The sequence below is a fragment of the Vibrio sp. B7 genome, from assembly GCF_963888765.1.
Classification (GTDB): domain Bacteria; phylum Pseudomonadota; class Gammaproteobacteria; order Enterobacterales; family Vibrionaceae; genus Vibrio; species Vibrio anguillarum.
In genome coordinates this window covers 269,527-295,812 of sequence record NZ_CAWPKR010000022.1, presented here as the reverse complement: position 1 = coordinate 295,812, position 26,286 = coordinate 269,527, and the positions used below count along the sequence as shown (strand labels likewise).

Sequence of the window (26,286 nt, the reverse complement as noted above, 5' to 3'; positions counted from 1 at the left end):
TAATTTAAAATAATAAAGGACTCTCCAATGACAGAACAAACTAACCGCCGCATTGTACTCGCTTCACGCCCTGTCGGTGCACCAACGCCTGCTAACTTTCGCTTAGAACATGCGCCTAAACCAACACCTGCCGCTGGTGAAGTGCTGCTGCGTAGTGTTTATCTTTCACTTGACCCCTACATGCGCGGCCGCATGAGTGACGCTAAATCGTACGCCGATCCTGTCGCGATTGATGATGTCATGGTAGGCGGGACCGTGTGTCAAGTGGAAGTATCAAACCACCCAAAATTTGAGCAAGGTGAGTGGGTACTCGCTTATACCGGATGGCAGGATTACGCTATTTCTAACGGCGAAGGTTTACTTAAACTCGGTAAAAATCCAACCTCACCCTCATACGCACTAGGCATCATGGGAATGCCCGGTTTTACCGCTTATATGGGTTTGCTAGACATCGGCCAACCGAAGCAAGGTGAAACGGTGGTAGTCGCCGCAGCTACTGGCCCAGTAGGGGCAACGGTTGGTCAAATTGCTAAAATCAAAGGCTGCCAAGTGGTGGGCATTGCTGGCGGTGAGGAAAAATGTCGTTACGCTAAAGAAGTATTAGGTTTTGATGAATGTATTGATCACAAAGCTGACGATTTTGCAGAGCAATTGGCTAAAACATGTGCTCAAGGGATTGACGTTTACTACGAAAATGTCGGTGGTAAAGTATTTGATGCGGTTTTACCTCTGCTTAACACAGCAGCGCGAGTTCCGCTGTGTGGCTTGATTTCTCAATACAATGCAACGTCGCTGCCTGAAGGACCTGATCGTCTCTCTATGCTGATGGGCACCTTACTCACCAAACGAATTCGCATGCAAGGTTTCATTATTTTTGATGACTACGGCCATCGCTATAACGAATTTGCTACTGACATGACTCAATGGCTAAGCGAAGGGAAAGTGAAATACCGCGAGCAACTGATTGACGGTTTAGAAAACGCACCACAAGCCTTTATTGGTCTATTGGAAGGCAAAAACTTTGGCAAACTGGTTATCCAAATCAACCAACCACTTTAATAAGGACCACATAATGATCAAACTTCACCATCTAAATAAATCACGCTCTAAGCGCATAATCTGGTTACTTGAAGAATTAGGGGTTGAGTATCAAGTGGTTCCATATCAACGTGATAGCGTGACCTTTCTGGCACCGCCGGAGCTAAAAAGCGTGCATCCGTTAGGTAAGTCACCTGTGATTGAAGACAATGGTTTGGTGATTACTGAATCTGGCGCCATTACTGATTACCTGATAGAAAAATACGGCCAACACTTTGCGCCTCAGCGTGGCAGCGTGGAATATGTGCAATACCAGCAATGGCTTCACTTTGCGGAAAGCTCTGCCATATTGCCGCTGCTATTAAAGATGTTTGTTGCCAAAGATGGCTGCCAAACTAATTTCCTTGGTGGCTATGCAGAAAGCGAAACGGCCAAAGTGATGAGTTATTTTGACCAGTGTTTAGCGGGTAAACGCTACTTAGTGGCCGATCAACTCACTGGCGCTGATTTCATGATGTCATTCATTGCTGAAATATTGCTGACCAATGGAGCGATTACTCACTTCCCGAATATTGAACGTTACTTAAAGCAGCTCGCCACTCACCCTGCTTATTTAAAATCGACCCAAATCGAAGCGCAATACGCCTAACCTTAGGTTCCTTATGACGCCACTTCGTTATCGTCGAAGTGGCATTTTTATTTCCATTATGGAAATGACTACTTGATGTATTATCAATAGTGAAAAGTAACCAAGCACATTAGGATTAAACCACAACAATATAAGGGTTTAATTCATGAGCCATTCACTCGATACACAGCAACGCTTCCAAGCCATCGTCACTGACGCACACCTCTCGCCTAAACAAAAGTCACACTTCCTTGCGCTAGAGGCCGAAGCAAGCTTACCCTATCTGAAACTCTCTCCTGAGTTGGCTCGAGCAATGGAACAAGGCATTATCTGCGATATGTTTGAAGGCCATGCCCCTTTTAAACCACGTTACGTGTTGCCTGACTACGCAAAATTTTTAGCACAAGGCAGTGAACATTTAGAGCTTTCGCCTGCCAGTAATTTTGATGAAGCACTCAATATGCTGACCATTTTGTACCATCACGTGCCTTCAGTGACCTCTATTCCTGTCTATTTGGGGCAATTAGATAGCGTGTTGTTGCCCTATGTGGGCGAGCTGAGCGAAGCGTCGATTTATCAAAAATTGAAGCTGTTTTGGATCATGCTTGATCGCACTCTGCCCGATGCTTTCATGCACGCCAACATCGGCCCGAGCGACAATATTATTTGTCGTACTATTTTACATATCGATACTGAACTGAAACAGATCGCTCCCAACCTTACCTTCATGTATGACCCTTCTATCACTCCTGACGATTTACTGCGCCAAGCGACCGATAATATCTGTCAATGTAGTAAACCGCACATCGCCAACTATCCGATTCATGCCACCGCCTATGGCGAGCAAGGTTTTGGTATCGTCAGTTGCTACAACTCGCTTCCTTTAGCGGGTGGCTGCAATACTTTGGTCAGAATGAATTTAAAAGAGGCCGCGAAAAAAGCCAGTGACCGCCAAACATTTTTAGATCAGATTCTACCCACTTACAGCCAATATATGATTGAGCTGATGGATGTTCGAGCTGCTCATCTGCACCAACAATCTCATTTTTTTGAAGGTTTTCTGACTCAAGAAGGGTTGATTGAAGAATCTCGTTTCGCACCGATGTTTGGCATTTATGGCATGGCTGAAGCCGTTAATCTATTACTGGAAAAGGAGCAGAGTAACGCTCGTTATGGCCATGATGATATCGCCAACCAATTAGGCATCGCCATTTCCGCCAAGCTGGCCGACATTGTACAAAACTCACCAGTCAAATATGGCTTCAACGGCCGTGCTTTGCTGCACGCGCAAGGTGGTATTAGCCTTGATCTTGATGTCACTCCGGGCGTGCGCATCCCTTATGGCACCGAACCCAACCCGATTGAATATGTACAAGCAACGGCTGGACATCATCAATATTACACCTCTGGTATCAGCGATATTTTAACTCTGGATGAAACCATAAAGGCCAACCCAGAGGCGATGTTCAACCTATGTAAAGGAGCCCTCCACTCGGGCTATCGCGAATTTACGGCCAACGTGGCTTCGAACGATTTAGTTCGCATTACGGGTTACATGGTGAAATTGTCTGAAATAGCGCAATTTGAGCAGCGCGGATCACGCACCAACACCACATTTCTTGGGGCAGAAGCGGCCAAAAACACGGCCGTGCTCAAGCGAAAAGCACGCGTGGTTAGCCATGAAATGCAATCGGCTTATCAACCAAACTCTGTCAACTAATGGTGAGTGGAAAACAGCCGCTCCGAGCAAAAGTCAGCCGAGTGCTGACTTTCTCCTGCGTTGATGGCCCGGGCAACCGACTGGTCATTTTTATGCAAGGTTGCAACTTCAATTGCTTGTCTTGCCATAACCCACATACGATTCGTCACTGTCACCATTGCGGTGATTGTGTGCCAACCTGCCCATCGCAAGCACTGCGCCTCAATGCTGACCAGCAAGTCGAATGGCTAGCAGATAAATGCACTCACTGCGATCGCTGTATTGAGCACTGCGTGCACCAATCAAACCCCAAAATTCATCACTACAGCGTTGAACAACTCGTGGAACTTATCCGCCGAAATCATTATTTCTTAGCCGGTATTACCATTTCAGGAGGGGAAGCAACCCTACAACTTCCGTTTATCATCGCTCTTTTCAAAGCCATCAAACACGATGAAGAATTGAAACATCTCAGCTGTTTTATTGATAGTAATGGCTCACTATCAGAATCGGGATGGGACAAAATCTCGTCCTATTTGGATGGCGCAATGATCGATTTAAAAGCTTGGCAAGAGGAAACCCATCGGTGGCTAACCGGACGCAGTAACCATAGAGTGATACGCACTATTTTCCACCTCGCTACACTGAATAAACTGCACGAAGTGCGACTGCTGCATATACCGGACAAAAGTGATTTAGAGACTGAAATTACTGAAGTGGCGCATCTGATTAACCAGTTGCCTGCGAACGTCAACATTCGGCTAAGCGCCTTCCAACATCACGGAGTGGTCGGCAAGGCCTTAACTTGGCAGTCATGCAGTGAAGGTGAAATGCTGCAGTTTCATCGAAAACTGGCCGCTCAAGTACAGCGAACTGTTTACCTGCCGACACGCTACGCCTAGCGTCGAAAACCACCATATCCATAGGCTACCTATATTAGATTAATAACCCGTACCATTTTGCCTAATGCATAACGCTCACCTATGCTTATCCAAACAGGCACCAACCATTTAACAAAAGACCGAGCACTCGCTCTCATCACAGAAAAAGGAAAGCATCATGATTGAATGGGATTTCTTACATCTTTTCGATACTCAAGAGCTCTTTATCTTTTATTAACGAGAACCAATATTATTAACGAGAGCCAACCTCATTTTAAATAGCAGCCGCAATTTCACCTTCAATATCCTTTTGCGGCTCTTTTTGTACTGGTGGAACTTGCCCTTCTTCTACAGCGTGTTGGTAACATCCACTTAGCTTAATGGCTAAATACATGTCCGCACGAATCACCACGCCGCCATCACCCGTTGAAATTCCAGCGATTTCACACCATTTTCTCAAACTGCGTTTACGCCCCGCTAGCACTAAACGAATGCCTCGTTTTTTCAGAATGCTTTGCACGTCCGATAACATCGCCATGACGCTTAAATCTAAATGGGTAAAACTCGACACCGCATCAATAATCACGCACCCCACACTCATGCCCGCCGATTCAGTGTGAAATAAAATACGACGTTTAAAGTAAGGCGCATTGAAATAAGTCAGCGGAGAGTTGAAACGATAAATCACCAAACCCGGTATTGGTTTCGCCTTCGCTGACGTATCAATCGTGCGAATCGTTCCTTTATCATCCAAACCCAATGTTTGATCACTTGGCCGCATCACGGTGCGTAAAAATTGGAACAGACCCAGTAATACCGCAAGAGTGATGCCGGGGATAACGCCAATGACCAATACAGCGATGAAGGTTAAGCTTGCCAAATAAAAGGCGTCTTTATCACGCTTGTGTAAACTCCAAATCCCTTTCAGATCCAGCAACGAGATAGACGCGATAATCAACACAACTCCCAATGCAGCAATCGGAATGTATTGTAGTGGCTGATACGCCACAATCGCGACAAATCCAATCACAATCGCTGCAATAATCGAAACTAATTGCGATTTTCCACCATTAGCGTCATTCACCGCCGTACGTGAATCCGCCCCACTGATGGCAAAACCTTGTGAAAATGCAGAAGCGATATTAGCTAAGCCAAGCGCGCGAAACTCTTTGTCGGCGTCAATATCGTAACCATTTTTTGCCGCAAAACTGCGCGCAGTGAGCATCATACTGACAAAGCTCACCATCGCTAAGTTCAAAGCGGGCATGACTAATTCGCGGCTCACCCCTAGATCAAATAGAGGGGTTTGGAATATCGGTAACCCACCTTGGATTAAACCAACAACTTTAACGCCAAGATGTTCAGCGCCAAAAAACCACACCCAAAATGCAGCAGCGATGATAGCCAACATCGCTGCTGGCCAATTGGGCCTGACACGCTTACACAGAAAATAAACCACCACTGTCAGCGCACTTATCAATAAGGTTTGCCAATGCAAATCAATCAGTAAGGATGGCGCTTCCACGATACGCTCTAGTAGATATTGCTGCTCATATTTCAGCCCAAACACTTTAGCAAATTGACCCACGATAATGGTCAGAGCAACACCGTTTAACAACCCAAGTAGAATAGGGCGAGAGAGAAAATCGGCTAAAATACCGAGTTTGAAACGACTGGCCAGCAAACACCATACACCAGTCATTGCCGTCATTGTCATGACCAACTGCCAGTGTTTGAGAGGATCGCCCATCGCCAGCGGTGTCACTACCGCCGCAATCACTGCGCAAGTTGCCGCGTCTGGGCCTAAGATCAACTGCCTAGACGTGCCAAAAATCGCGTAAACCAACATCGGCAATACGCAGGAATATAAGCCGACAATCGCACTTACTCCAGTGAGCTGCGCGTACGCTATCGCGACAGGCAGTGCAACCGCAACCACAGAAAGCGCCGCACGTACGTCATCCATCAACCAGCGTGTTTCATAGTCTTTCAGTTGGTGTAAACCCGGCATCCACTGTTGTACAAATGCACTATTCAAATTGCTTCCCCCTCTTCTCGCAACAAGGTTTTCACATTAAGCATAACTCATTGCTAACAAACTAGCGCTTATAATTGGCTGATTTTATTGAAGTATGAGAAAAAGAAAAAGTGCAGGAAAAAGATCGCCTCCATAGGTCGACTTATGTGAAAATAGCCCACTCCATTTCACTCGCCTAAAGTTGTACTTATGAAATTTCAAGCTGCCATTTTTGATATGGATGGACTGTTACTCGACACGGAACGTGTCTGCCTTACAATATTCGAACAAGCTTGCCACGCAGTTGGCGTCCCATTTTTAAAAGAGGTTTATCTCTCGGCTATTGGTCGCAATGCGGCAGGCATTGAACAAGCACTGCGCGCAGGCTACGGGCCAGAATTAGACTATACAGTATTACATACGGAGTGGCGTAAACGTTACGATGCCGTGGTGAAACACCAGGCGATCCCAGTGAAAGAAGGGGTTATCGAGTTATTACAATGGTTAAAAGCCAATCGTATTCCTACTGCCGTCGCAACATCAACCCAAAAAGACGTAGCACAAATTAAGCTGCGCCTTTCAGGCCTTGAGCAATACTTTGACTCGTTCACAACCGGTTGTGAAGTGACACATGGCAAACCCGATCCAGAGATTTATCTACTCGCTGCGCAACGTCTTGGCGCTGAACCGACCCAATGTTTAGCCTTTGAAGATTCTAATAACGGCGTGCGATCCGCCGTGAGTGCGAATATGATCACCTACCAAATTCCTGATCTCGTCGAACCCAGTGAAGAAGTTTTGGCGCTTGGACACCATGTGGTCCCCTCACTACATCACGTTTTAACGGCCCTGAAAAACAGTAATTGAGCGGTTTTTCATGCGTCGGCTGATTTTGATTACCACAGCCAGGCAGCGTGGTATTGCAATTACAGGTAGCTAACAAGTAACAAGGGGATATCGTTGATACCCCCTTCTTTAGTCAATAATAAAGATTCGTTAATGTTTAGGTGGCGTACCTTCACAATTAGAAACCACCGCGTCAATTTGTATTAACGCATCCATAGGCAGTTCTGAAACACCAATCACGGTTCTCGCAGGTAGCTCATGGTTAAAGAAGGTTGTGTAAACTTCATTGACAATATTAATGTCATCCATATTTTTTATTTTAATATTGACTTTAACAATATCATCCATAACATGCTCAACACTTTCTACAATATTCTTTATATTTTCTAAACACTGCTTAACTTGTTCTTTTATTCCACCAGCAACAACTTCATTATTTTTTGGAGATAAAGGTAACTGACCTGAAATATGATTATAATGAGAAAAAGCAACAGAGTGGGAATAGTCGACTTCAGGTGCATTCACGGTATTATTTGCTTCAATCACAAGTAAGCGAGCATCTTCAGGAAGCTGTGGCGGTGTACCATCACCATGTGACACAACAACATCAATTTGCACCAATGCATTCATAGGCAAGTCAGCAACACTAACTAGGCTTCGCGCAGGCACATAACTTGGGAAAAATTGTCCACAGACTTCATTGATGGCTTCTGCATCAGATATATTTTTAAGAAATATCGTTGTTTTAACGATATCAGCCATCGTATGACCAATACTTTCTAAGATAGCATTAATATTATTCAAACACTGTTGACTCTGTTCTTTAATACCACCTTGTACTATTTCTCCCGTTTTAGGTTCAATCGGCAATTGAGCCGAGAGGTTATTATAATGAGAGAAGGCCGCGGTTTGAGAGTATAGACCTTGAGGTGCATGCTCAGTATTCCTTGAGACTTTGATGAGCTCACAAGGCGCTTGTGGAGCAGTGCCTTCACCGTTTGAAATAAGAGCATCAATTTGCACTAAAGCATCACTGACAGGTAAAGCCGCAACCGCCGCTATGGTCACTGTAGGAAGCGGCCCCTGAAAGAAAGTGGGGTATACTTTTTTGATGGCATCAATATCTGAAATATTCTTTACAAAAATATTCATTTTGACCACATCATCCATAACGTGACCAATACTTTCTACGATAGACTGTATATTATTCAGACATCGCTTTGTTTGGTCATTTATACAACCAATAACAATTTCACCTGTTTTAGGATCTATCGGTAGTTGTGCTGAAATATTATTATAATGAGAAAAAGCGACAGTTTGTGTAGAGACGGCACATATAGGTGCATTTTCTGTGTTTCTTGAAACCTTTACAATATCGGCAGCCATATCGAAATTTATCCTATTATTAGTAGAAATACGAATTTATATTTAATAAGTGTTTTTTGATAAAACAATCAAAGTGGCGAAATGGTAAGTTAAAAAATTTTCAGTAAATGTGACATACATTAAAATATTATTTGACTAGAAAGTCATCGCTTATATTGATAATGATTGATTAACGACTAATTATCCACAATCGTGTTAATAACGTGGATTAAAGAATATTTATCCTAGAAATGATTCTAAAATTGTGAATATAATCTCATGAAACTGAATACTGCATTTTCTTGATTTAGTCCAATAATGATAGGTTGTTCACAATAAGCTGCTGAAAATTTACACATAAACTCGATTAATGTGCCATTTCAATCGTAATAAATGCATAAATTTCCTGAGTAACTTAGTTTCCTTACTCCATCAAAACGCACAATAGCATGCGTATATTGAGCTACTTAATGGCTTGTTTTCTGTTGAAACTGCTTCACGCTGCGCTTTTGAGCACTGCGGCGGTTGGCTTGCTTATCACGCGGTTTGCGCTTCGGTTCACCGCTGGTCGGTTGGTCTGTCACTGGAAAATCGGTCAACGCCTGCAGCGGTAAAGCGCGCTGCGTTAAGCTGCGGATTGCCTCCAGCGCTTGGCTTTCACCATGGCAGACCAGTGAAATCGCCACACCACCTTGACCAGCACGCGCTGTGCGGCCAACGCGGTGAATATAAACTGGCGCACTAGGCGGTAAATCAAAATTGATCACCACTGGCAGCGCGTCAATGTGAATACCACGCGCCAGTAAATCGGTGGCCACCAGCACATCCACTTGATTCGCTTTGAAATCGGCTAACGTTTGCTCGCGAATAACTTGATCTTTTTCACCATGCAAAGCCGCCGCACGAATACCCGCTTTGAGTAATTTTTTCGCGACCGCGTCAGCACTATCACGAGCGCTAATGAACACTAATACTTGCTGCTCAGCACGCTGCTTAATCAGAGCAATTAATGCTTGTGCTTTACTGCCCTTATTCACAAGGTAGAGCTGCTCTTCAATTTCTTCCACCACTTGATTGGCTTGATTCGCCTCTATCTTTACCGGGTTATTTAACACGGCCAATGCCACCTGTTCGAGATCGGCGGCGAGTGTGGCGGAAAACAACAACGTTTGTTTGGTTTGGGGCATAAAACTGAGCAGGCGTTGTACATCCGGCCAAAACCCCATCTCTAACAGTCTGTCAGCTTCATCGAACACCACACAGTGCATCGACTCCAATGAGATCAGTTGCTGTGTAAGTAAATCAAGCAAGCGGCCCGGTGTCGCGACGATTAAATGCGGTAATTTGGCCAACTGCGCAAGCTGCTCTTCTTGGGCCACTCCCCCGCATAAAGTGCATAAGCTAATGCCCATTTTACTTGCCACTGTACTCAGCTCTTGGCTGACTTGTTGTGCTAATTCACGGGTAGGAACAATGACAACCGATTGAATTTCAAGAGTATTAACTTCAATCTGTTGCAGTAAAGGCAAACCATAAGCTAACGTTTTACCACTGCCCGTCTGCGCGAAGGCAAGCACATCTTGCCCAGAAAGTACGGCTGGAATAGCCAATTGTTGGATTTTGGTCGCCGTGTGTCGCGACGCAGGCAGCGCAGCCATCAAAGGGGCGCTTAAGTTAAGCTTAGAAAAATTCATAAACGACTAGCAGGGTGAAAAAGGTTGCGCCGAGTCTAAAGCTATTCATTCTCCATCACAACTATCGATACGGATCAGGACTGAATCTGGCCGCCAGTACTCAAATTCGCAGTCCATGATCTCGCCATCTTGTTTGTAATTAACTCGACAAATTTTCATTACAGATTGGCCAGCAGCCAAGTTAAGGGCTTTTGCCACATGAAGAGGTGCAGCCGTAGGGATTACTTCAAAACGAGAACGCGTGGTGATGTAACCGTATTTTTGCTGATAGAGATGCGTTAACGAAGCGGTTAAATTTTCCTCTAATATCTTTGGAAACCACTGCGCAATCAGGTAGTTTTCGACAAACAGTACCGCTCGCCCGTCAATCGAGCGCAACCGTTCAATAATATGAATGGGCGTAATTCGGTCAATATCCATCGCTCTTGCATACTCACGAGAAGCCATCACGCTGCGTACCGCAACTAGCTTAGTTTCTGCGATTCGGTGCTGCTCGCGGATCATCTGGTGGAAGTGGCAACGCGATAGCGGGTTATAATGAATTCGCGCCGGAGAGACAAACCAGCCACGCCGCTCTTCTCGGTAAATCAACCCTTCTGTTTCCAGTGAAACCAAAGCGTCTTTAATTGTAATGCGGGTTGTATTAAACAATTCACTCAATTCACGTTCAGATGGCAGTTTTTGTCTGTCGCTCAGCATTCCACTGCAAATTTGCTCACGAAGGGTGCCTTTAATGTTACCAAGTTGAGTCTTTTCTAAAGGAGCATTTGCCACTGGCAAAGGGCTGCGAAATCTCATGCGTGACCTAGTCCAATATTATACAGAGTGAATAAACGTCTTTTAGACTACATACGACAGATAACAGATTTATGACAGGCTAATTGATTGAATTTGAAATAAAAGTGCAATAGAAAATCATCAAAAATGTCAAATAACTACACCGAAAACGTCACAGTTCTTCCCTAGGATAAAAATCGAACTTACTGACCTAGTCCAGAAGGATAGCGACAATGAAAACCTTATTTACCCGCGCAGCGACTGCCACAGCACTTGCGCTGACTCTTTCAACTTCGGCTTTTGCTAAAGAGGCTGATTTACAATCTTTGATCAACGCAGCGAAACAAGAAGGCCAAGTGTACAGTGTTGGTATGCCCGGCAGTTGGGCTAACTGGCAAGACACGTGGAGCGATTTAGGTAAGATTTATGGCCTAAAACACCAAGATACGGATATGAGCTCAGCGCAAGAAATTGCCAAGTTTGAAGCCGAAAAGAAAAATGCGACCGCCGATATCGGTGATGTTGGCTTTGCGTTTGCTCGCGTGGCGGTGAAAAAAGGCGTAACTCAAGCGTACAAACCGAGCACTTGGAATGAGATCCCGGACTGGGCCAAAGATAAAGATGGCCACTGGGCTCTGGCTTATACGGGCACCATTTCATTTATCTCGAACAATAATATAGTCAAGAATGCGCCAAAAACGTGGAACGATTTGCTCAAAGGTGATTACAAAATCAGTATTGGTAATGTCGGTGTTGCCGCGCAAGCAAATAATGCCGTACTAGCCGCTGCTTTTGCTCATGGCGGCAGTGAAAAGAACCTCGATCCGGCAATCGAATTTTTTGCCAAACTCGCCAAGCAAGGGCGCTTATCATTTACAGACCCAAGTATCGCTAACCTCGAAAAAGGTGAAGTTGAAGTGGCCGTATTGTGGGATTTCAACGCCCTAAGTTACCGTGACCAAATTGACCGTAACCGCTTTACCGTTAACATTCCGCAAGATGGTTCTGTGATTTCCGGCTACACCACCATCATCAATAAATACGCCAAAAACCCAAATGCGGCCAAGCTAGCACGTGAATACATCTTTAGCGATCAAGGCCAAATCAACCTTGCACAAGGCTATGCTCGCCCGATCCGCAGCAACGTTGCACTGCCTGCTGCGGTACAAAGCAAATTGATCGCTAACGATCAATACCAGAACGTGAGCCCAATTAGCGACTTTAATGCTTGGGAAAAATCAGCTCGTCAATTGCCACGTCAATGGCAAGAGAATGTCATTATCCACCAGCAGTAAGAGGCAACCATGAACAATAAGGTGATCCTTGTTGTTCTTGATGGACTCAATTATTCCGTAGCCCGTGATTGCATGGGCTACTTAAACGGCTTAATTGAGCAGCAAAGAGCAACCTTATACTCTCTACAATGTGAATTACCTTCGTTATCGCGTCCTTTGTATGAATGTCTACTCACTGGCGTAAAGCCTGTCGAAAGCGGCATTGTTCATAACCACATTGTGCGCCTTTCACATCATCAATCCATCTTCAGTTTGGCAAAAGAGCAAGGGCTGACAACAGCCGCAGCGGCGTATCATTGGGTCAGCGAGCTCTATAACCGCGCGCCTTTTGATGCAACGCGCGATCGTTTTACCTGTGATAAAACACTCAATATTCAGCATGGCTGTTTTTATCACTGGGATCACTATCCCGATGAAGCACTGTTTTTAGACGCCGAACACTTACGTCGTACTCATCAGCCTGATTTTTTACTGATCCATCCAATGAATATCGATGATGCTGGACATAAGTTTGGCCTTGATTCAGGACAGTATCGTAATAGTGCACGCATGGCCGATGCGCTGTTATCTCACTTTTTAGAAAGCTGGCTAAACGATGGCTACCAAGTGATGGTGACCAGCGATCACGGCATGAACAATGACAAGTCACACGGCGGAATATTAACCGAAGAGCGCAACGTCCCGCTGTTTGTATTGGGCGATCAATTTTCGCACCAAGCTTGTGAGATCAAACAAACTGAGCTCTGCGGCCTATGCTGCCAACTGCTTAATCTTGATCACAATAAGCCCTTTTCTGCGGAGTGCTTAGCATGATCAGTAGCCAAGTAATTAGCAAGCCTAGCGCCGTGCTGAGCCAATCAACGCACTGGGCACGCAAACTCAAACCTGCGTTATGGCTTACTCCTTTTGCGCTGTTTTTCTACTTATTTCAGCTCGCCCCCATGCTGTGGGTTTTGTTCAACAGCTTTATCTCTGACGATCAATGGTCACTAGACCATTATCGCGAAATCTTCAGCTCATCCTTTATTTTACAAGGGCTGGGCAACAGTTTGTGGCTCGCCATATGGTCCAGCGTCGCGGGCCTTGCGATTGCAGCAATGTTGGTCGCCTCCTTACGCCGAGTCGATGGCAAGCTGCGCGATGGTGTGATCGCCTTTACCAATATGAGCAGTAATTTTGCTGGCGTCCCTTTGGCATTCGCTTTCATTATTATTCTTGGGGTCAACGGCGCACTGACTTTGTTGCTCAAGCAATACGGTTTGATTGAAGAGTTCAACCTGTACGGCAAATGGGGACTGCTGGCGATGTATATCTATTTTCAGATCCCTCTTGGCGTGCTGCTGCTCTATCCTGCATTTGATGCGCTCAGTGATGACTGGCAAGCGGCGGCGTCCACTCTGGGTGCCAACGGATGGCAATATTGGCAAAAAATCGCCTTGCCTGTGCTTTCACCAGCCCTACTCGGCACCTTGATTATCCTAATCGCCAATGCGATGGGCGCATATGCCAGCGTCTACGCACTCACATCCGGCAACTACAACGTCATTACGGTACGCATTGCCAGTTTAGTGGCGGGAGATCTGTTCTTAGAGCCCAATTTAGCCGCCGCCATTTCCGTGGTATTGATGCTAATTTTAGCCTTCATTACTGTGATCAATCAGTGGCTAATTGCGAAAAGCTATAGCGCAAGGAACACCCATGCAAAACGCTAATCCTACCCTTGATAAAATCACCTTTCATAAAAGTGTGGTCTATTCCATCGTGGGAGTGATGTTGCTGCCCATTTTGGCCACCTTGGTTTATTCCTTTTCTTCACGCTGGGGCGCAACGATTTTACCCGATGGCTTCACCTTTGACTGGTATCTCAAACTGCTGACCGACCCTCGCTTTCTCGATGCATTTGGCCGCTCATTGCTGATTGGCATCGCTTCTCTGACACTCAGCGCGGTTTTGATTATTCCGGCAATCTTCGTGGTGTTTTACTATTTCCCTCGTCTCGATAAAGTAATGAACCTGCTGATTTTAATTCCTTTTGCGGTACCGCCTGTGGTCTCTTCAGTTGGATTACTGCAACTGTACGCCGATAGCCAATTTCCAATTGTGGGTACACCTTGGATTTTGATTGGCACTTATTTCACCATTGCGCTGCCGTTTATGTACCGTGCAATTGCCAACAGTTTTGAGGCGATCCATCTACACGATCTCATGGACGCCGCGCACCTGCTCGGCGCAAGCACCAGCCGTGCTTTTTTACTGATCGTACTGCCAAACATTAGAAAAGGGTTGATGGCTTCGCTGTTTCTATCCTTCTCTTTTCTACTTGGCGAGTTTGTATTTGCGAACATTCTGGTCGGCACGCGCTATGAAACCTTGCAGATTTATCTCTACAACATGCGTCAGACTAGTGGTCACTTCACCTCCGCGTTAGTGATGACTTACTTCCTATTTATCTTTTTACTGACTTGGCTCGCCAGTCGTTTTAGCCGAGGATCCACTCAATGAATTCCACGACCCACACAACCTCTCGCTCTGATTACGTCCACGTCGCCAACCTCACCAAACGTTTTGGCAACAATACCGTTTTTGAAGGGATTGAATTTTCCATTGAGCAAGGGGAATTTGTCACGCTACTTGGTCCGAGCGGCTGCGGGAAATCGACTCTATTACGCAGTTTGGCTGGCTTAAATCCCGTCGATGACGGCGAAATTTGGGTCAACGGTGAAAACATCACTAACCAAACACCACAGCAACGCGGCATTGGCATGGTGTTTCAATCCTACGCTCTGTTTCCGAATATGACGGTGGCTGAAAACATCGCTTTTGGCCTCAAAATGCAAGGGCAAGACAGAGCTTACATCGCGCGCGAAGTACAAAAAGTGGTCGAACTGGTTTCGCTGATAGGGAAAGAAAAACACTATCCCAACCAGCTCTCGGGTGGACAGCGCCAACGCGTCGCTTTAGCTCGCGCCTTAGTGGTCAAACCGCGTATTTTGCTACTTGATGAACCCCTTTCAGCACTGGATGCCAAAATTCGCAAACACTTGCGCCAGCAGATCCGTGATATTCAAAAAGAGCTCAATCTCACCACCGTATTTGTAACCCATGATCAAGAAGAGGCGATGATTCTCTCTGATCGTATTTTTTTAATGCACCAAGGTGAAATCGTTCAGCAAGGCTCCCCAGAAAGCATTTATACTCAGCCAGCCAATGAGTTTGTGGCCGGTTTTATGGGCCATTACAATTTAGTAGAGGCGGCCACTGCCAAGCAGTTGTTTAACATAGACACGGCTTGGAAAGTGGCTATTCGCCCCGAATCCATCTACGTCAAGGAAGCTGGGCGGAGCTATGGTGCCCATGTTTCTGCGCCGCAACATGGCACAATCAAGCATCACCAATTACTGGGTAATGTCATTCGCTACCATGTGGATGTGCGAGGCTGCGAGCTCACGGTCGATTTACTCAATCGTTCGTCAGAGCGATTATTTGCCACTGGCAGTCAGCTAGAATTACTGTTTAACCTTAACGAAATACAACCTGTGAGAGCCTAAATACATGCCGACACCTCTATACGTTTTTGATATGGACGACACATTGATTGACGGCGACTGCGCAATGATTTGGAGCGAATATTTGGCCGATAAGGACATAGCGAGCGACCCTGATTTTGTCGCGCAGGATAGGCTGATCATGTCACGCTATGCCAGCGGTGAAATGGACATGGAAGATTACCTCGATTTTGCGATGCAACCTTTGCTCACCCTGCCCACAGAGCAAGTCCAGCGCTTGGCGGACGATTGTGTCGCTACACGCATCGTACCTAGGCTATTTCCTCAAGCCAAAGCACTCATTAAGCAGTTAACGGACGAGCGTATTCAAATGCTCATTATTTCGGCGTCGGTCAGTTTTTTGGTTAAAGCTGTCGCCCGTAAAATCGGCGTTGCAGAGGCGATGGGTATCGATATGGTCATAGAGAGCAACCATTACACCACGCATATTTTGGGGACACCCACCTACCGAGACGGTAAAGTCACGCGCTTAAATGAATGGCTAGCTGAGCGCCCACAATACGTGGGTCAAGTGCATTTTTTCACTGACTCGATCAATGATTTACCTTTGTGTCTACACGCCGATTTCACCTATTTGGTCAACCCATGCACGCGTCTCATCCAATACGCGCAGCCCCAACAATGGCCGATATTAAAGTGGGGCTAATCACATCCTCTACTTTTGATGAATCATGTAACTTGAGGCGCTGGCGGTAAACTTCTAGTATGAAGACAATAAGTTAACCGAGCCTCTCGCCATGAGCATGAAACACCGCATTGCCTTTATCTCTCTTTTACTATCAACTCTCAATGCTTGCTCGCCGGAAAATAGCGCGCAAGCATTGGGCACTTTAGAGCGAGACCGTATCACTTTTTCCGCCACCGCCAATGAGATCATTCGCGCGCTTCCTATCGCGGAAGGCAGCGCAGTGCATGCTGGCGAAGTATTGGTTCGACTGGATACCAGAAATCAGCAGGCGGTGCTGGCCCATGCACTCGCAGAGGCGGCCAAAGCGCAAGCGTATTTGCTCAAACTGAGCAATGGTGAACGCCAAGAAGACACGGCGGCCGCACAAGCCAAAGTCAATCGCGCGCAAGCCAAACTGACAGAGGCGTTGCAAAACTTCAAACGTGTGGAAGAACTGGTTGGTAAAAAGCTCCTCAGCCAATCAGAAAAAGACAGCGCCACCGCCACGCGTGACGCCGCTCGCGCCGAACTCGATTCTGCAAAAGAAGAGTTTGCTAAGCTCACCGCTGGCACTCGCCCTGAAGATATTGAACAAGCGCAAGCGGCGCTGACCGCCGTCAAAGCAGACGTCTCACTGCAACAGCAAAAGCTCGACGAGTTAACCATTGTCGCAACCCGCGATGGAATTTTAGATAACCTCCCATACAACTTGGGTGAGCGCGTCCCAAACAACGGCATTGTCGCTATCATCCAAGCCAGCCGCACCCCTTATGCTCGCGTCTACGTTCCCGCACCACATCGTTTAGCGGTCGTGCCGGGCGCACAGTTTCCAGTGCATATCGACGGTATAAAAGAGCCGCTGCAAGGCACTGTGCGTTGGGTGGCAACGGAACCCTCTTTCACGCCTTACTACGCACTGACCGAAAATGAACGCGCCCGCTTAATGTATCTAGCCGAAGTGGATCTGCCCGAATCCGCGCAATCGCTCCCTTCTGGCATTCCAGCGCAAGTCGATTTAGCGAGGCAAAAATAGTGACTGAACTCGCCATTCACGCCCGTAATGTGGTCAAAAAATTTGGGGATTTCACTGCGATTGAAGGCATCAATCTGAGTGTCCCCAAAGGAACCATTTACGGTTTTCTCGGCCCAAATGGTTGTGGCAAATCGACCACAATTCGCGTGCTCACGGGTTTATTAAGCCCTACCTCCGGCAGTGTTGATGTGCTGGGGTTAGCGATCCCAAAACAATCCGAGCAATTGCGCCTAAAAATTGGTTATATGACGCAAAAATTTTCGTTATACGATGATTTGACCGTAGAGGAAAACCTACAATTTATTGGGCAAATTTTTGGTATGCCGCGCAAAGCATTGGCACAACGGCTCAATGAACAGTTGTGCACTTATGGGCTTGATCAGCGCCGAAAACAACGCGTAAGTGGGATGAGTGGCGGCCAAAAGCAGCGCTTGTCACTAGCAGCCGCCACGATGCATAAACCTGAACTGCTGTTTTTGGATGAACCAACGTCGGCGGTCGATCCTGAAAATAGACGGGAATTTTGGGAACAATTGTTCGATCTTTCAGACCAAGGCACCACCATTTTGATCACCACTCACTACATGGATGAAGCAGAACGCTGCCACCGTTTAGCCATCATGGAATCGGGTTTAATCCGTGCAGATGGTGAGCCAGAAACCTTAATGAACACGATGGGCGTCAACATTGTCGAAGTCCGAGCCCATAATTTGCGCCAATTAAAAGAAAAAGTCATGGCTCGGGCGGAGGTTCGCTCTGCTGCGCAACTTGGCATCCGCTTGCGGATCCTTATTCATCAACAAGTCACGCAACCTATCGCGTGGCTAAAAACAACCTTCCCTGAACTGGCTGAAGCTGAGATGAATCTAGCTCGCCCAAGTTTGGAAGATGTCTTTGTCACTGTGACTGGCAAGGGGCGTCAATGAAAGCACTGTTTCGAATGAAAGCGGTGATGGTGAAAGAGATACGCCAACTCTCGCGAGACAGAATTACGTTTGGCATGGTAGTGATGATCCCACTGATCCAGTTGTTGCTGTTTGGCTTTGCCATCAATACTGACGTACGCAATATTCCGATCGCCATCGTTGATCAAAGTGAAAGTACCCTCGGACGGTTAATTGTAGAGTCAGTCAAAGCCACACAGGTTGTGAGCGTCAAACACACTTTTGCCACAGCAGAGCAAGCTGAATATGCAATTGAACAAGGTAACGTGAGAGCAGCGCTGATCCTGCCAAAAGATCTCACCCAGCGCGCGGTGCAAAACCGCGTGTTAGGCCAGTGGATTGTTGATGGCTCCGATACGATGATCAGTGCCTCCATTTTAGGTCTGCAATCCATGCCGCTGACCGATTTTGACTTTGACATTCGTCCAGCCACCGTCAAAACCTTTGAAGTCACGCTGTTTTATAACCCCACTCGCCGCTCTGCGGTCAATATCGTACCCGGTTTACTGGGGGTTATTTTAACCATGACGATGATCCTCTTCACCAGTGCCGCGATTGTGCGAGAAAAAGAGCGCGGCAATTTAGAACTGCTGATCACCACGCCAATTCACTCTATTGAGCTTATGGTCGCCAAAATTGTGCCCTATATTTTTGTCGGATTAATTCAGGTCTTCATCATCTTGGGCTTAGGGCATTTTATTTTTGACGTGCCCATTAATGGTGCGATCAGCCAAATTCTCTTCGGTACTTTGCTGTTTATCGCCGCCAGTTTGACCTTAGGTTTGGTGATTTCAACCATTGCTTCCACTCAACTGCAAGCCATGCAGATGACTGTTTTTATCTTACTGCCTTCAATTTTACTTTCTGGATTTATGTTTCCCTACGAAGGCATGCCAGTAGCAGCGCAGTGGATTTCTGAAGCGTTGCCTGCGACTCACTTTATGCGCATGATCCGCGGGATTGTGTTGCGCGGTGCTAACCTCATGGATCTATGGCGAGATGCGCTATGGATGTTGAGCTTTACCGTCGGTGGGATTATCGTCGCGTCTTTGAGATTTAAGAAATCCCTTGATTAACGCCATTCACATTTGAAGGCTAATTTTTAAGCCAAAAGAAGGAAACTAACATGTTAAAGTCACTGATGACCAAAGCGTTATTGTGTGTAGGCCTGATCTCCAATACCTCAGATGCATTGGCATCGGAGCGCTCAACGATAGCATGGCAATGGATTGAAAATGGCGCGCTTTTAGTCGATGTTCGAACCGCAGCAGAATTCGCAGCTGGCCATATTGAAGGTGCGTTAAACTACCCACTTGATACTGTTAGCAGTGCTTTTTCTCACATCGATAAACAACAACCGATTGTGGTTTACTGCCGCAGCGGCAATCGATCGGGCCAAGCCATGGCCTATTTACTCGAGCAAGGGTTCACTCAAGTACATAACGGCGGCGGTTTAGAGGAAATGATCATTCATCCTTCGGCAATAAAGCCGCTCAATTGATGTTAGCCTACTCACATTCACGTTATCGCTCTTGTTTGTTTTTAATTGGCTCTCAAAGCGCAACAGAAAGACAGCGCTTGTTATTCGGCAACAATGATCGATTTTTTGATTGGAACGTAGAAGATGTTCGATAACCAATCTCAACGGTATACAGCATGCGAACGTACAAAACCTTACGCTTGATCCTAGGCGATCAGCTCAATATCAAGCACTCTTGGTTTAACAAAACGGATGATTCCATACTGTACGTGATAGCTGAACTTAAACAAGAAACAGGCTATGTAAAACACCACATTCAAAAAATCTGCGCCTTTTTTGCCGCGATGGAAGCTTTTGCCAAATTATTGCAAAGTGAGGGACACCAGGTTCTCTACTTGACCCTTGATGAAACTGCCGATTATTTGCAGCTACCACCATTGATTAGCGATCTGTGCCATCAGATCAACGCAGAATACTTTCACTATCAGCGACCTGATGAATACCGAGTTTGGCAACAGTTGCAGGAGTTAAACCTCTCTCATACACAAGTGACTTGTTTTGATACTGAACACTTTTTATTGCCTTTTGACGAGATCACTCAGTATTTTAACACCAACAAAACCACTATTATGGAGCCGTTTTATCGCAAAATGCGTAAGCGATTCGGTATTCTTCTGCAAGATGATCATCAAACTCCTTTGGGTGGGCGTTGGAATTTTGATCACCAAAATCGCAATAAGCTCAGCGTGCAAGACATAGAAAACCTACCCAAACCACTTAGCTTTCAAAACAATGTCAGTGCAATTTATAACCGTTTACAGCATCATAATATTCACGTTTTCGGCCTGTATACTCCTTCATTGTTATGGCCGATTAACCGCTCACAAGCACTGTCATTATTGGCCCACTTTTGTCAGTACGGCTTGCCGCTGTTTGGTCGCTTTCAAGATGCAATGACGGCAAAGAGCCCACATCGTTGGAGTCTCTACCATAGCCGGCTCTCTTTTGCACTCAACTGCAAACTGCTATCGCCTGCAGAAGTCATTCAAAGTGCACTCATGCGATTTGAGAATGACAATACGATGGATTTAGCACAAATCGAAGGATTCATTAGGCAAATTTTGGGCTGGCGTGAGTACATTCGAGGCATTTATTGGGCGAACATGCCCCAATACGCCAAGCACAACGCCCTTGACGCTCAACGACCTCTTCCTCACTATTATTGGACAGGGGATACTCGTATGCATTGTGTTAAACAAGCCGTAACTCAATCACTGGAATTTTCCTACGCACATCATATCCAACGTTTGATGATCACGGGTAATTTTGCACTCCTATCAGGTTGCGAGCCGGATGAGGTGGATGACTGGTACTTAGGTATTTATATTGATGCATTGCAATGGGTAGAAATGCCCAATACCCGAGGTATGGCTCTGTTTGCTGATGGGGGAATTGTTGCTACCAAGCCTTATGCCGCAAGCGGCTCTTACATCAATAAAATGAGTGATTACTGCAAAGATTGTCACTACCAAGTAAAGAGCCGTAGTGGTCTAAATTCATGTCCATTCAATAGTTTATATTGGCAGTTCATGCTCACTCATCGTGAACGGTTAGCCAAAAATCCAAGGATAGGCATGATTTATAAAAATTGGGATAACACTGAAAACGCCACTCAACAAGCAATCTTAGATCAAGCTCAATACTATCTACACCATATTGAAGAGCTGTAGCTCGTCGGCTTACTGGTCACGTTTTTATTTATGCAATTTGGTGAGCACGCTGCAAGTAACTATAATCATGCTATTCGATTAAATATCAGTGAGTGATTATGCAACAACAGCAAGTCCATATGGACCAACGTATTTGCCAGCAATGCTCAGAAAAACAAAACTTGCCTTTTGACTTCACCATGGCTTTCCAACCCATAGTGAACGTTGCAGATAACACCATCTTTGGCTACGAAGCACTCGTACGAGGTCTGAATAATGAATCGGCTTACTCCATCATTGAACAAGTCAGTGATGACAACCGATACCGCTTTGACCAACTTTGTCGAATCAAAGCGATTAAACTCGCGGCTAAACTAAAACTGTCAGGTATTTTGAGCATTAATTTTTTACCTAATGCCGTTTACCAACCAGAACGTTGTATCCGCACCACATTAGAGGCAGCAAAGCAGTTCGGTTTCCCGACAGAACGGATCATGTTTGAATTTACTGAGGTGGAAAAAATCGTAGACACGGCGCACATAAAACGGATCGTCGCTTATTACTCCAACCTAGGATTTACTACCGCGATTGATGATTTCGGTGCAGGCTACGCCGGGCTTGGGCTATTGGTTAACTTCCAAACTAAAATAGTAAAATTAGATATGTCACTGCTGCGTAATATCGATCAAGACATCACGAAGCAAGCAATCGTCCGTCATACTGTTGCAATGCTCATTGAACTAGGGATTTGTCCACTCGCTGAAGGTATTGAAACTCAACAAGAAATGTTATGGCTAAAACGACTCGGCATTGAACTCATGCAAGGCTACTATTTTGCGAAACCTGAGTTTGAAGCGTTGCCTACAGTGACGTTTTGAACCATAACATCAGCCTCTAATTTTGTGGATCCATCAAACCACGAAATGCTTGGGCATAAGTTTCAACTGTTCAATACGGCCCGACATGGCTGTTTCCACCTCGGCTAACCACTCATAACGTTTAGTATATAGACGGCGTTTATTGCGATTTAGCGTCTCAACACCTTTACGGTTTGGCGTGGTTGGCAAACGGTACAAATATTTGCTCATTTTCTCTGCTTCGTACTCTGTCCACAGTTCATCGTAATCAAAGCTTACTGATTTGCGCTTTGATCCAATATAACGCAACGCTTGATACATATGGCCGCGGTTAGAAATCGCATACAGGTTTTCAACCCCTAAAATACGCGCTAGCGTCATGATCATTTCAACCATCAGTGCTTTAGTTCTTAAGCCGTGAGTCGTGCGCGTCAAATCTTTAATGATTTGATTACGATCGGTCACACCACTGCTTGGACCTTGTAGTGAACCAATGTAAATACTGCGCCCTTGATCAGAAACATTGAAACTGATCGAGTAAATTTTCTGCCCTTTTTCATCCGTCAGTTGCAGCCCCAACGAGCCTTCTCTTATCTCTCCACTGCACAGGCTTAATGAATAACTCGCCCCATTTTTGTCGTAAAAATCAAAAATAGAGAAGCCTGATTCTGAGAAAAACTTCGCAGCATTAAAGCCAAACTGTTCAACTAAGTAGATAAAATGTTGATTAATGTGCCATGTACGCTCTTTGGCAGACCAATTGACGCAGAGATAAGGTTTTAATGGTTTTTCCAAAAACTGTGGGCATTGCTTCAATACCTCCGCTAACTCGGAGCACGAAAACAGCCTCAGCATACTTTTTAGAGCATAGGCATTGGTCACGCCCCATAAACAAAAACGGATATTCTTCCTGATTTTAGACCAGCCTTTGGTATTGGGGTAAATCGTTTCGGAGAGTTCAGACAGGCTAAACAGGTAGTCGAGTTTATTTTCAATTATCATAGTATGGACCAGAATTTCAGCAGCTAGGACAGCCTCAAACATTGGGGAGTCGCTCATTGAAAATAATGTACAGTGTTTCATTGAGAGGTGCTGTCCTGAGTTTGTATGAAAATGTCAGCCTTCGTCATTAGCTATTTACTTAGCGCGCTAACTAAACTATATTACTTAGCACGCTAAGTAATATGTGACTCGTTATGATTGAAAACACATACACCCTGAAAGAATTATCACTCGCTGAGCAGTTTGCTCGTCTCTCACGCTTATGGAAAATGGTGGCGGACCGAGAACTCTCACCTTTGGGCCTTACCCATCCTCGTTGGACCGCATTGTGGAAATTACAGCGTCTCGGTGACAACGTCAGTCAAAAAACCTTAGCCGAAGCGTTAGAAATAGAACTGGCTTCTTTGATGCGAACTTTAAAGCAGCTCGAAGAACAATCGCTGATCGAACGTCACTGCTGTCACAACGATAAGCGCGCTCGAATCGTCAGTTTGACGAGTAACGGGCGTGCTCTTATCAAGCAGATGGAAACCCGTATTTTGCAAGTTCGCCAAAACTTACTGAGTAATATTGACGATCAACAATTGCACCAACTGACTCTTACGCTCGAACAAATCTCACACAACGCTCTAGATACGCTCAGCAAACCGATAGCAACACCTTCAAAGGAACAATAATTACTTATGACACCTGATCAAAAATTTGCACTTTGGATCAAATATTCCATCGTCGCTTTTGTGGCGCTCTTTGCCTATTTTTTGGTGGCCGATTTGGCTATGCCTTTAACACCGCAAGCCATGGCAACGCGGACTGTGACCAAAATATCTCCCCGAGTTAATGGTCAAATCAGTGATGTTTTTGTCACTAATAATCAAATCGTACACAAGGGTGAAGTACTTTTCACCATCGACCCACAACCCTATCAACTGGCGGTAGAGCAGGCCCAACTCAATTATGAACGTGCGGTACAAGGTAATGCTCAATTGGATGCATCGATTGCAGCCGCAGAAGCTAATGTCACGGCAAGCCGTATCGTTGCCGATCAAAAGTTGCGCGAAGCTAACCGATTAAACACTCTGTTTGCACGCAATGGGACTTCTCAACAACTTAAAGACGATGCACAAAGTGGCGCTACCGCCGCGAAAGCCAATTTGGTTGCAGCGCAAGCTCACCTGCAAGAATTGCACGTCAGTCGAGGTAATAGTGACGAGAGTAACGTCAGCATTCGCGCCGCTTTGAACCAATTGGCGCAGGCCAAGCTAAACCTTGCCTACACACAAACGCTAGCAGAGCAAGATGGTGTCATTACCAACTTACAGCTTGAAACGGGCACCTACGCCGCAGCAGGTACGCCGTTAGTTGCGTTGGTAGCGACGGATGTAGACGTGATTGCTGATTTTAGAGAAAAAAGCTTACGCCATTTCCCAGACAATAGCCTCGCCCTAGTTGCTTTTGATAGCAAACCCGGCGAAGTCTTTACCGCGCGTATTCGTAGCCTGGATGCTGGGGTAAGCACTGGTCAGTTTGATGCGAATGGGCGTTTAGCCACTCCAACAGAATCTAATCGCTGGGTGCGTGATGCACAACGCATGCGTGTGCACCTTTCGCTCGATGAAACGATGTCAACATTGCCTTCCGGTGCTCGTGCGACGGTACAGTTGCTACCAGAAAGTGGCCCGTTTGCTTGGCTGGCAAAAATGCAAATTCAGTTTCTGAGCACTCTGCACTACGTCTATTAAGCGGAGTAAAAAATGCGACTTTGGGATCATCCATTATCTGAAAATGACTTTCGCCAATGCGTCAGAATAGCAACAGGTGCGACGCTTGGTTTTACCTTTTGTAAACTACTGGGTTGGAACTACGGGGTATTTTTTACCGTAACACCGATGCTGTTACTGGGCATGGTGCCCGTCATGAATGCGCACGCCGCAAAGCAACTGCTTGCTTCCGCCGTCGTTTGTGGCTTAGAAGTAGCCATTCTCGGGGGGCTGTTTGGCGCTCATCCGGCACTGATGACGATGATGGCTTTTGTACTGTTTCTCTACAAATTTGCTTGTATGTCGAAAGGCAGCTTATTCTTATTTGGAGCGAACAGCGTATTGAGCTTGAGCATCATGCTGCACTTTGCAAGCTACCCCACAACTGATCTTAACGATCTGATTACTAGCAACTTTATCGCGAATTTGCTTTCGGTAATGGTCGCTTATCTGGTGACATTCTGTATTCCCGACGCACAGAAAAGGCAACCTCCCGCTCATACAAGCGTGGCCAAAGAGTCACATCGTATGCGCCATGAAGCGCTCATGGGCGCAACCATTGCCACACTCTCTTTCGTTGTGTTTCAAATATTCGATCTGCAAGATTCAATGTCCGCGCAAGCCACAACCTTGTTGCTACTTTTCCCGATGCATTGGAACGGAGCGCTAGGCTACGCACGCAAACGCGCGATGGGTACTCTGCTTGGTGTCACTTTCGGTATTGCGGTCCAACTGCTGCTCTACGATTGGTCAGGTCAGCTTTTATTTGTTACTCCGCTGCTGTGGATAGGTGCGATGCTCTTTAGCTACTGGCATGTAAAAGAATCCAGCGGTTCAGGGGTCGGCTTTGGCTCATTGACTACCTTGGGGATCTTGTTTGGTCAATATTTGACGCCGGGCAATGATTTAATTTTCAGTGCCCTGTACCGAGTCGGCAGTATTTTGTTTGCTATTGTCGCCACATTACTTACAACCTATGTGATCCATCGATTGCTGAATCAATTCAAAGCCACCCAATTTGGCCAGTAATT

Annotated in this window: 25 protein-coding genes; 20 read left to right on the top strand and 5 right to left on the bottom strand. The window is 45.9% G+C overall.

Annotated features, from left to right (window positions below; all coding sequences use genetic code 11):
- The first annotated feature begins 27 nt into the window (after nucleotides 1-27).
- The 4 genes from AACV32_RS09225 (at nucleotide 28) to AACV32_RS09210 (ending at nucleotide 4,267) form a co-directional block, all read left to right on the top strand.
- Nucleotides 28-1,059: an NADP-dependent oxidoreductase gene (locus AACV32_RS09225; RefSeq protein WP_094123575.1), complete on the top strand. Its 1,032-nt coding sequence runs from the start codon at nucleotides 28-30 to the stop codon at nucleotides 1,057-1,059.
- Between the two features lie 13 nt (nucleotides 1,060-1,072).
- Nucleotides 1,073-1,687: a glutathione S-transferase family protein gene (locus AACV32_RS09220; RefSeq protein ID WP_170894959.1), complete on the top strand. Its 615-nt coding sequence runs from the start codon at nucleotides 1,073-1,075 to the stop codon at nucleotides 1,685-1,687.
- Between the two features lie 145 nt (nucleotides 1,688-1,832).
- Nucleotides 1,833-3,386: a YjjI family glycine radical enzyme gene (locus AACV32_RS09215; RefSeq protein ID WP_170894958.1), complete on the top strand. Its 1,554-nt coding sequence runs from the start codon at nucleotides 1,833-1,835 to the stop codon at nucleotides 3,384-3,386.
- Nucleotides 3,386-4,267 carry a YjjW family glycine radical enzyme activase gene (locus AACV32_RS09210; RefSeq protein ID WP_170894957.1) on the top strand — a complete coding sequence of 294 codons (882 nt, stop codon included), beginning with the start codon at nucleotides 3,386-3,388 and terminating at the stop codon, nucleotides 4,265-4,267. Before AACV32_RS09215 ends, AACV32_RS09210 begins: the two co-directional genes overlap by 1 nt.
- 253 nt (nucleotides 4,268-4,520) lie before the next feature.
- On the opposite strand, the gene AACV32_RS09205 is transcribed toward AACV32_RS09210, so the two are convergent.
- Nucleotides 4,521-6,257 (bottom strand): SulP family inorganic anion transporter, encoded by a 1,737-nt coding sequence (locus AACV32_RS09205; RefSeq protein ID WP_050934249.1) that lies wholly within the window; start codon nucleotides 6,255-6,257, stop codon nucleotides 4,521-4,523.
- Nucleotides 6,258-6,473: 216 nt separating this feature from the next.
- Between AACV32_RS09205 and AACV32_RS09200 the strand changes: the two genes are divergently transcribed.
- Nucleotides 6,474-7,130 (top strand): HAD family hydrolase, encoded by a 657-nt coding sequence (locus AACV32_RS09200; RefSeq protein ID WP_170894956.1) that lies wholly within the window; start codon nucleotides 6,474-6,476, stop codon nucleotides 7,128-7,130.
- 129 nt (nucleotides 7,131-7,259) lie between these two features.
- On the opposite strand, the gene AACV32_RS09195 is transcribed toward AACV32_RS09200, so the two are convergent.
- The 3 genes from AACV32_RS09195 to AACV32_RS09185 all read right to left on the bottom strand — a co-directional run bounded on the left by AACV32_RS09195 (nucleotide 7,260) and on the right by AACV32_RS09185 (nucleotide 10,966).
- Entirely contained in the window at nucleotides 7,260-8,495 is a 1,236-nt protein-coding gene (locus tag AACV32_RS09195; protein WP_170894955.1) for a RidA family protein, read from the bottom strand.
- Between the two features lie 446 nt (nucleotides 8,496-8,941).
- The gene (locus tag AACV32_RS09190) at nucleotides 8,942-10,168 is read right to left on the bottom strand and encodes a DEAD/DEAH box helicase (protein WP_170894954.1); all 1,227 of its coding nucleotides are present in this window, start codon (nucleotides 10,166-10,168) and stop codon (nucleotides 8,942-8,944) included.
- Nucleotides 10,169-10,213: 45 nt separating this feature from the next.
- Nucleotides 10,214-10,966 carry a UTRA domain-containing protein gene (locus AACV32_RS09185; RefSeq protein WP_170894953.1) on the bottom strand — a complete coding sequence of 251 codons (753 nt, stop codon included), beginning with the start codon at nucleotides 10,964-10,966 and terminating at the stop codon, nucleotides 10,214-10,216.
- Between the two features lie 212 nt (nucleotides 10,967-11,178).
- On the opposite strand from AACV32_RS09185, the gene AACV32_RS09180 reads away from it, so the two are divergent.
- From AACV32_RS09180 to AACV32_RS09125, 12 genes are all read left to right on the top strand, one after another.
- Nucleotides 11,179-12,240, top strand: coding sequence for an ABC transporter substrate-binding protein (locus AACV32_RS09180; protein WP_170894952.1), 1,062 nt, complete (start codon nucleotides 11,179-11,181; stop codon nucleotides 12,238-12,240).
- A gap of 9 nt (nucleotides 12,241-12,249) precedes the next feature.
- Nucleotides 12,250-13,053 (top strand): alkaline phosphatase family protein, encoded by an 804-nt coding sequence (locus AACV32_RS09175; RefSeq protein WP_010318641.1) that lies wholly within the window; start codon nucleotides 12,250-12,252, stop codon nucleotides 13,051-13,053.
- Nucleotides 13,053-13,952: an ABC transporter permease gene (locus AACV32_RS09170; protein WP_026027756.1), complete on the top strand. Its 900-nt coding sequence runs from the start codon at nucleotides 13,053-13,055 to the stop codon at nucleotides 13,950-13,952. The genes AACV32_RS09175 and AACV32_RS09170 overlap by 1 nt, the downstream gene beginning before the upstream one ends.
- On the top strand, nucleotides 13,939-14,742 hold the full coding sequence (locus AACV32_RS09165; protein ID WP_010318639.1) for an ABC transporter permease: 804 nt from the start codon (nucleotides 13,939-13,941) through the stop codon (nucleotides 14,740-14,742). Before AACV32_RS09170 ends, AACV32_RS09165 begins: the two co-directional genes overlap by 14 nt.
- On the top strand, nucleotides 14,739-15,788 hold the full coding sequence (locus AACV32_RS09160) for an ABC transporter ATP-binding protein (protein ID WP_017046834.1): 1,050 nt from the start codon (nucleotides 14,739-14,741) through the stop codon (nucleotides 15,786-15,788). Before AACV32_RS09165 ends, AACV32_RS09160 begins: the two co-directional genes overlap by 4 nt.
- Nucleotides 15,789-15,792: 4 nt before the next feature.
- Entirely contained in the window at nucleotides 15,793-16,452 is a 660-nt protein-coding gene (locus AACV32_RS09155) for an HAD family hydrolase (RefSeq protein WP_170894951.1), read from the top strand.
- A 91-nt stretch (nucleotides 16,453-16,543) separates the two neighbouring features.
- Nucleotides 16,544-17,506 (top strand): HlyD family secretion protein, encoded by a 963-nt coding sequence (locus tag AACV32_RS09150; RefSeq protein ID WP_373568403.1) that lies wholly within the window; start codon nucleotides 16,544-16,546, stop codon nucleotides 17,504-17,506.
- A complete protein-coding gene (locus AACV32_RS09145) occupies nucleotides 17,506-18,432 on the top strand; it encodes an ABC transporter ATP-binding protein (RefSeq protein ID WP_017044975.1) in 927 nt (308 codons plus the stop codon). The genes AACV32_RS09150 and AACV32_RS09145 overlap by 1 nt, the downstream gene beginning before the upstream one ends.
- Nucleotides 18,429-19,526: an ABC transporter permease gene (locus tag AACV32_RS09140; protein WP_170894950.1), complete on the top strand. Its 1,098-nt coding sequence runs from the start codon at nucleotides 18,429-18,431 to the stop codon at nucleotides 19,524-19,526. Before AACV32_RS09145 ends, AACV32_RS09140 begins: the two co-directional genes overlap by 4 nt.
- A 50-nt stretch (nucleotides 19,527-19,576) precedes the next feature.
- Nucleotides 19,577-19,951, top strand: a complete 375-nt coding sequence (locus AACV32_RS09135; protein WP_017049317.1) for a rhodanese-like domain-containing protein — start codon at nucleotides 19,577-19,579, stop codon at nucleotides 19,949-19,951.
- A 155-nt stretch (nucleotides 19,952-20,106) separates the two neighbouring features.
- Nucleotides 20,107-21,660 (top strand): cryptochrome/photolyase family protein, encoded by a 1,554-nt coding sequence (locus tag AACV32_RS09130; RefSeq protein ID WP_170894949.1) that lies wholly within the window; start codon nucleotides 20,107-20,109, stop codon nucleotides 21,658-21,660.
- Between the two features lie 98 nt (nucleotides 21,661-21,758).
- A complete protein-coding gene (locus AACV32_RS09125) occupies nucleotides 21,759-22,517 on the top strand; it encodes an EAL domain-containing protein (RefSeq protein ID WP_026028439.1) in 759 nt (252 codons plus the stop codon).
- A 33-nt stretch (nucleotides 22,518-22,550) separates the two neighbouring features.
- Here the strand turns inward: AACV32_RS09125 and AACV32_RS09120 are convergent, their stop codons facing one another.
- Nucleotides 22,551-23,579 (bottom strand): VirK/YbjX family protein, encoded by a 1,029-nt coding sequence (locus tag AACV32_RS09120; RefSeq protein ID WP_017046842.1) that lies wholly within the window; start codon nucleotides 23,577-23,579, stop codon nucleotides 22,551-22,553.
- A gap of 113 nt (nucleotides 23,580-23,692) precedes the next feature.
- Here AACV32_RS09120 and slyA point away from each other — a divergent pair, with 113 nt between their 5' ends.
- Genes slyA through AACV32_RS09105 form a run of 3 tightly spaced genes read left to right on the top strand, consistent with a single transcriptional unit; the run spans nucleotide 23,693 to nucleotide 26,284 of the window.
- On the top strand, nucleotides 23,693-24,175 hold the full coding sequence (slyA, locus tag AACV32_RS09115) for a transcriptional regulator SlyA (RefSeq protein ID WP_170894948.1): 483 nt from the start codon (nucleotides 23,693-23,695) through the stop codon (nucleotides 24,173-24,175).
- 6 nt (nucleotides 24,176-24,181) lie between these two features.
- The gene (locus AACV32_RS09110) at nucleotides 24,182-25,237 is read left to right on the top strand and encodes an HlyD family secretion protein (protein ID WP_170894947.1); all 1,056 of its coding nucleotides are present in this window, start codon (nucleotides 24,182-24,184) and stop codon (nucleotides 25,235-25,237) included.
- Between the two features lie 12 nt (nucleotides 25,238-25,249).
- On the top strand, nucleotides 25,250-26,284 hold the full coding sequence (locus AACV32_RS09105; protein WP_170894946.1) for a DUF2955 domain-containing protein: 1,035 nt from the start codon (nucleotides 25,250-25,252) through the stop codon (nucleotides 26,282-26,284).
- The last annotated feature ends 2 nt before the right edge of the window (nucleotides 26,285-26,286 follow it).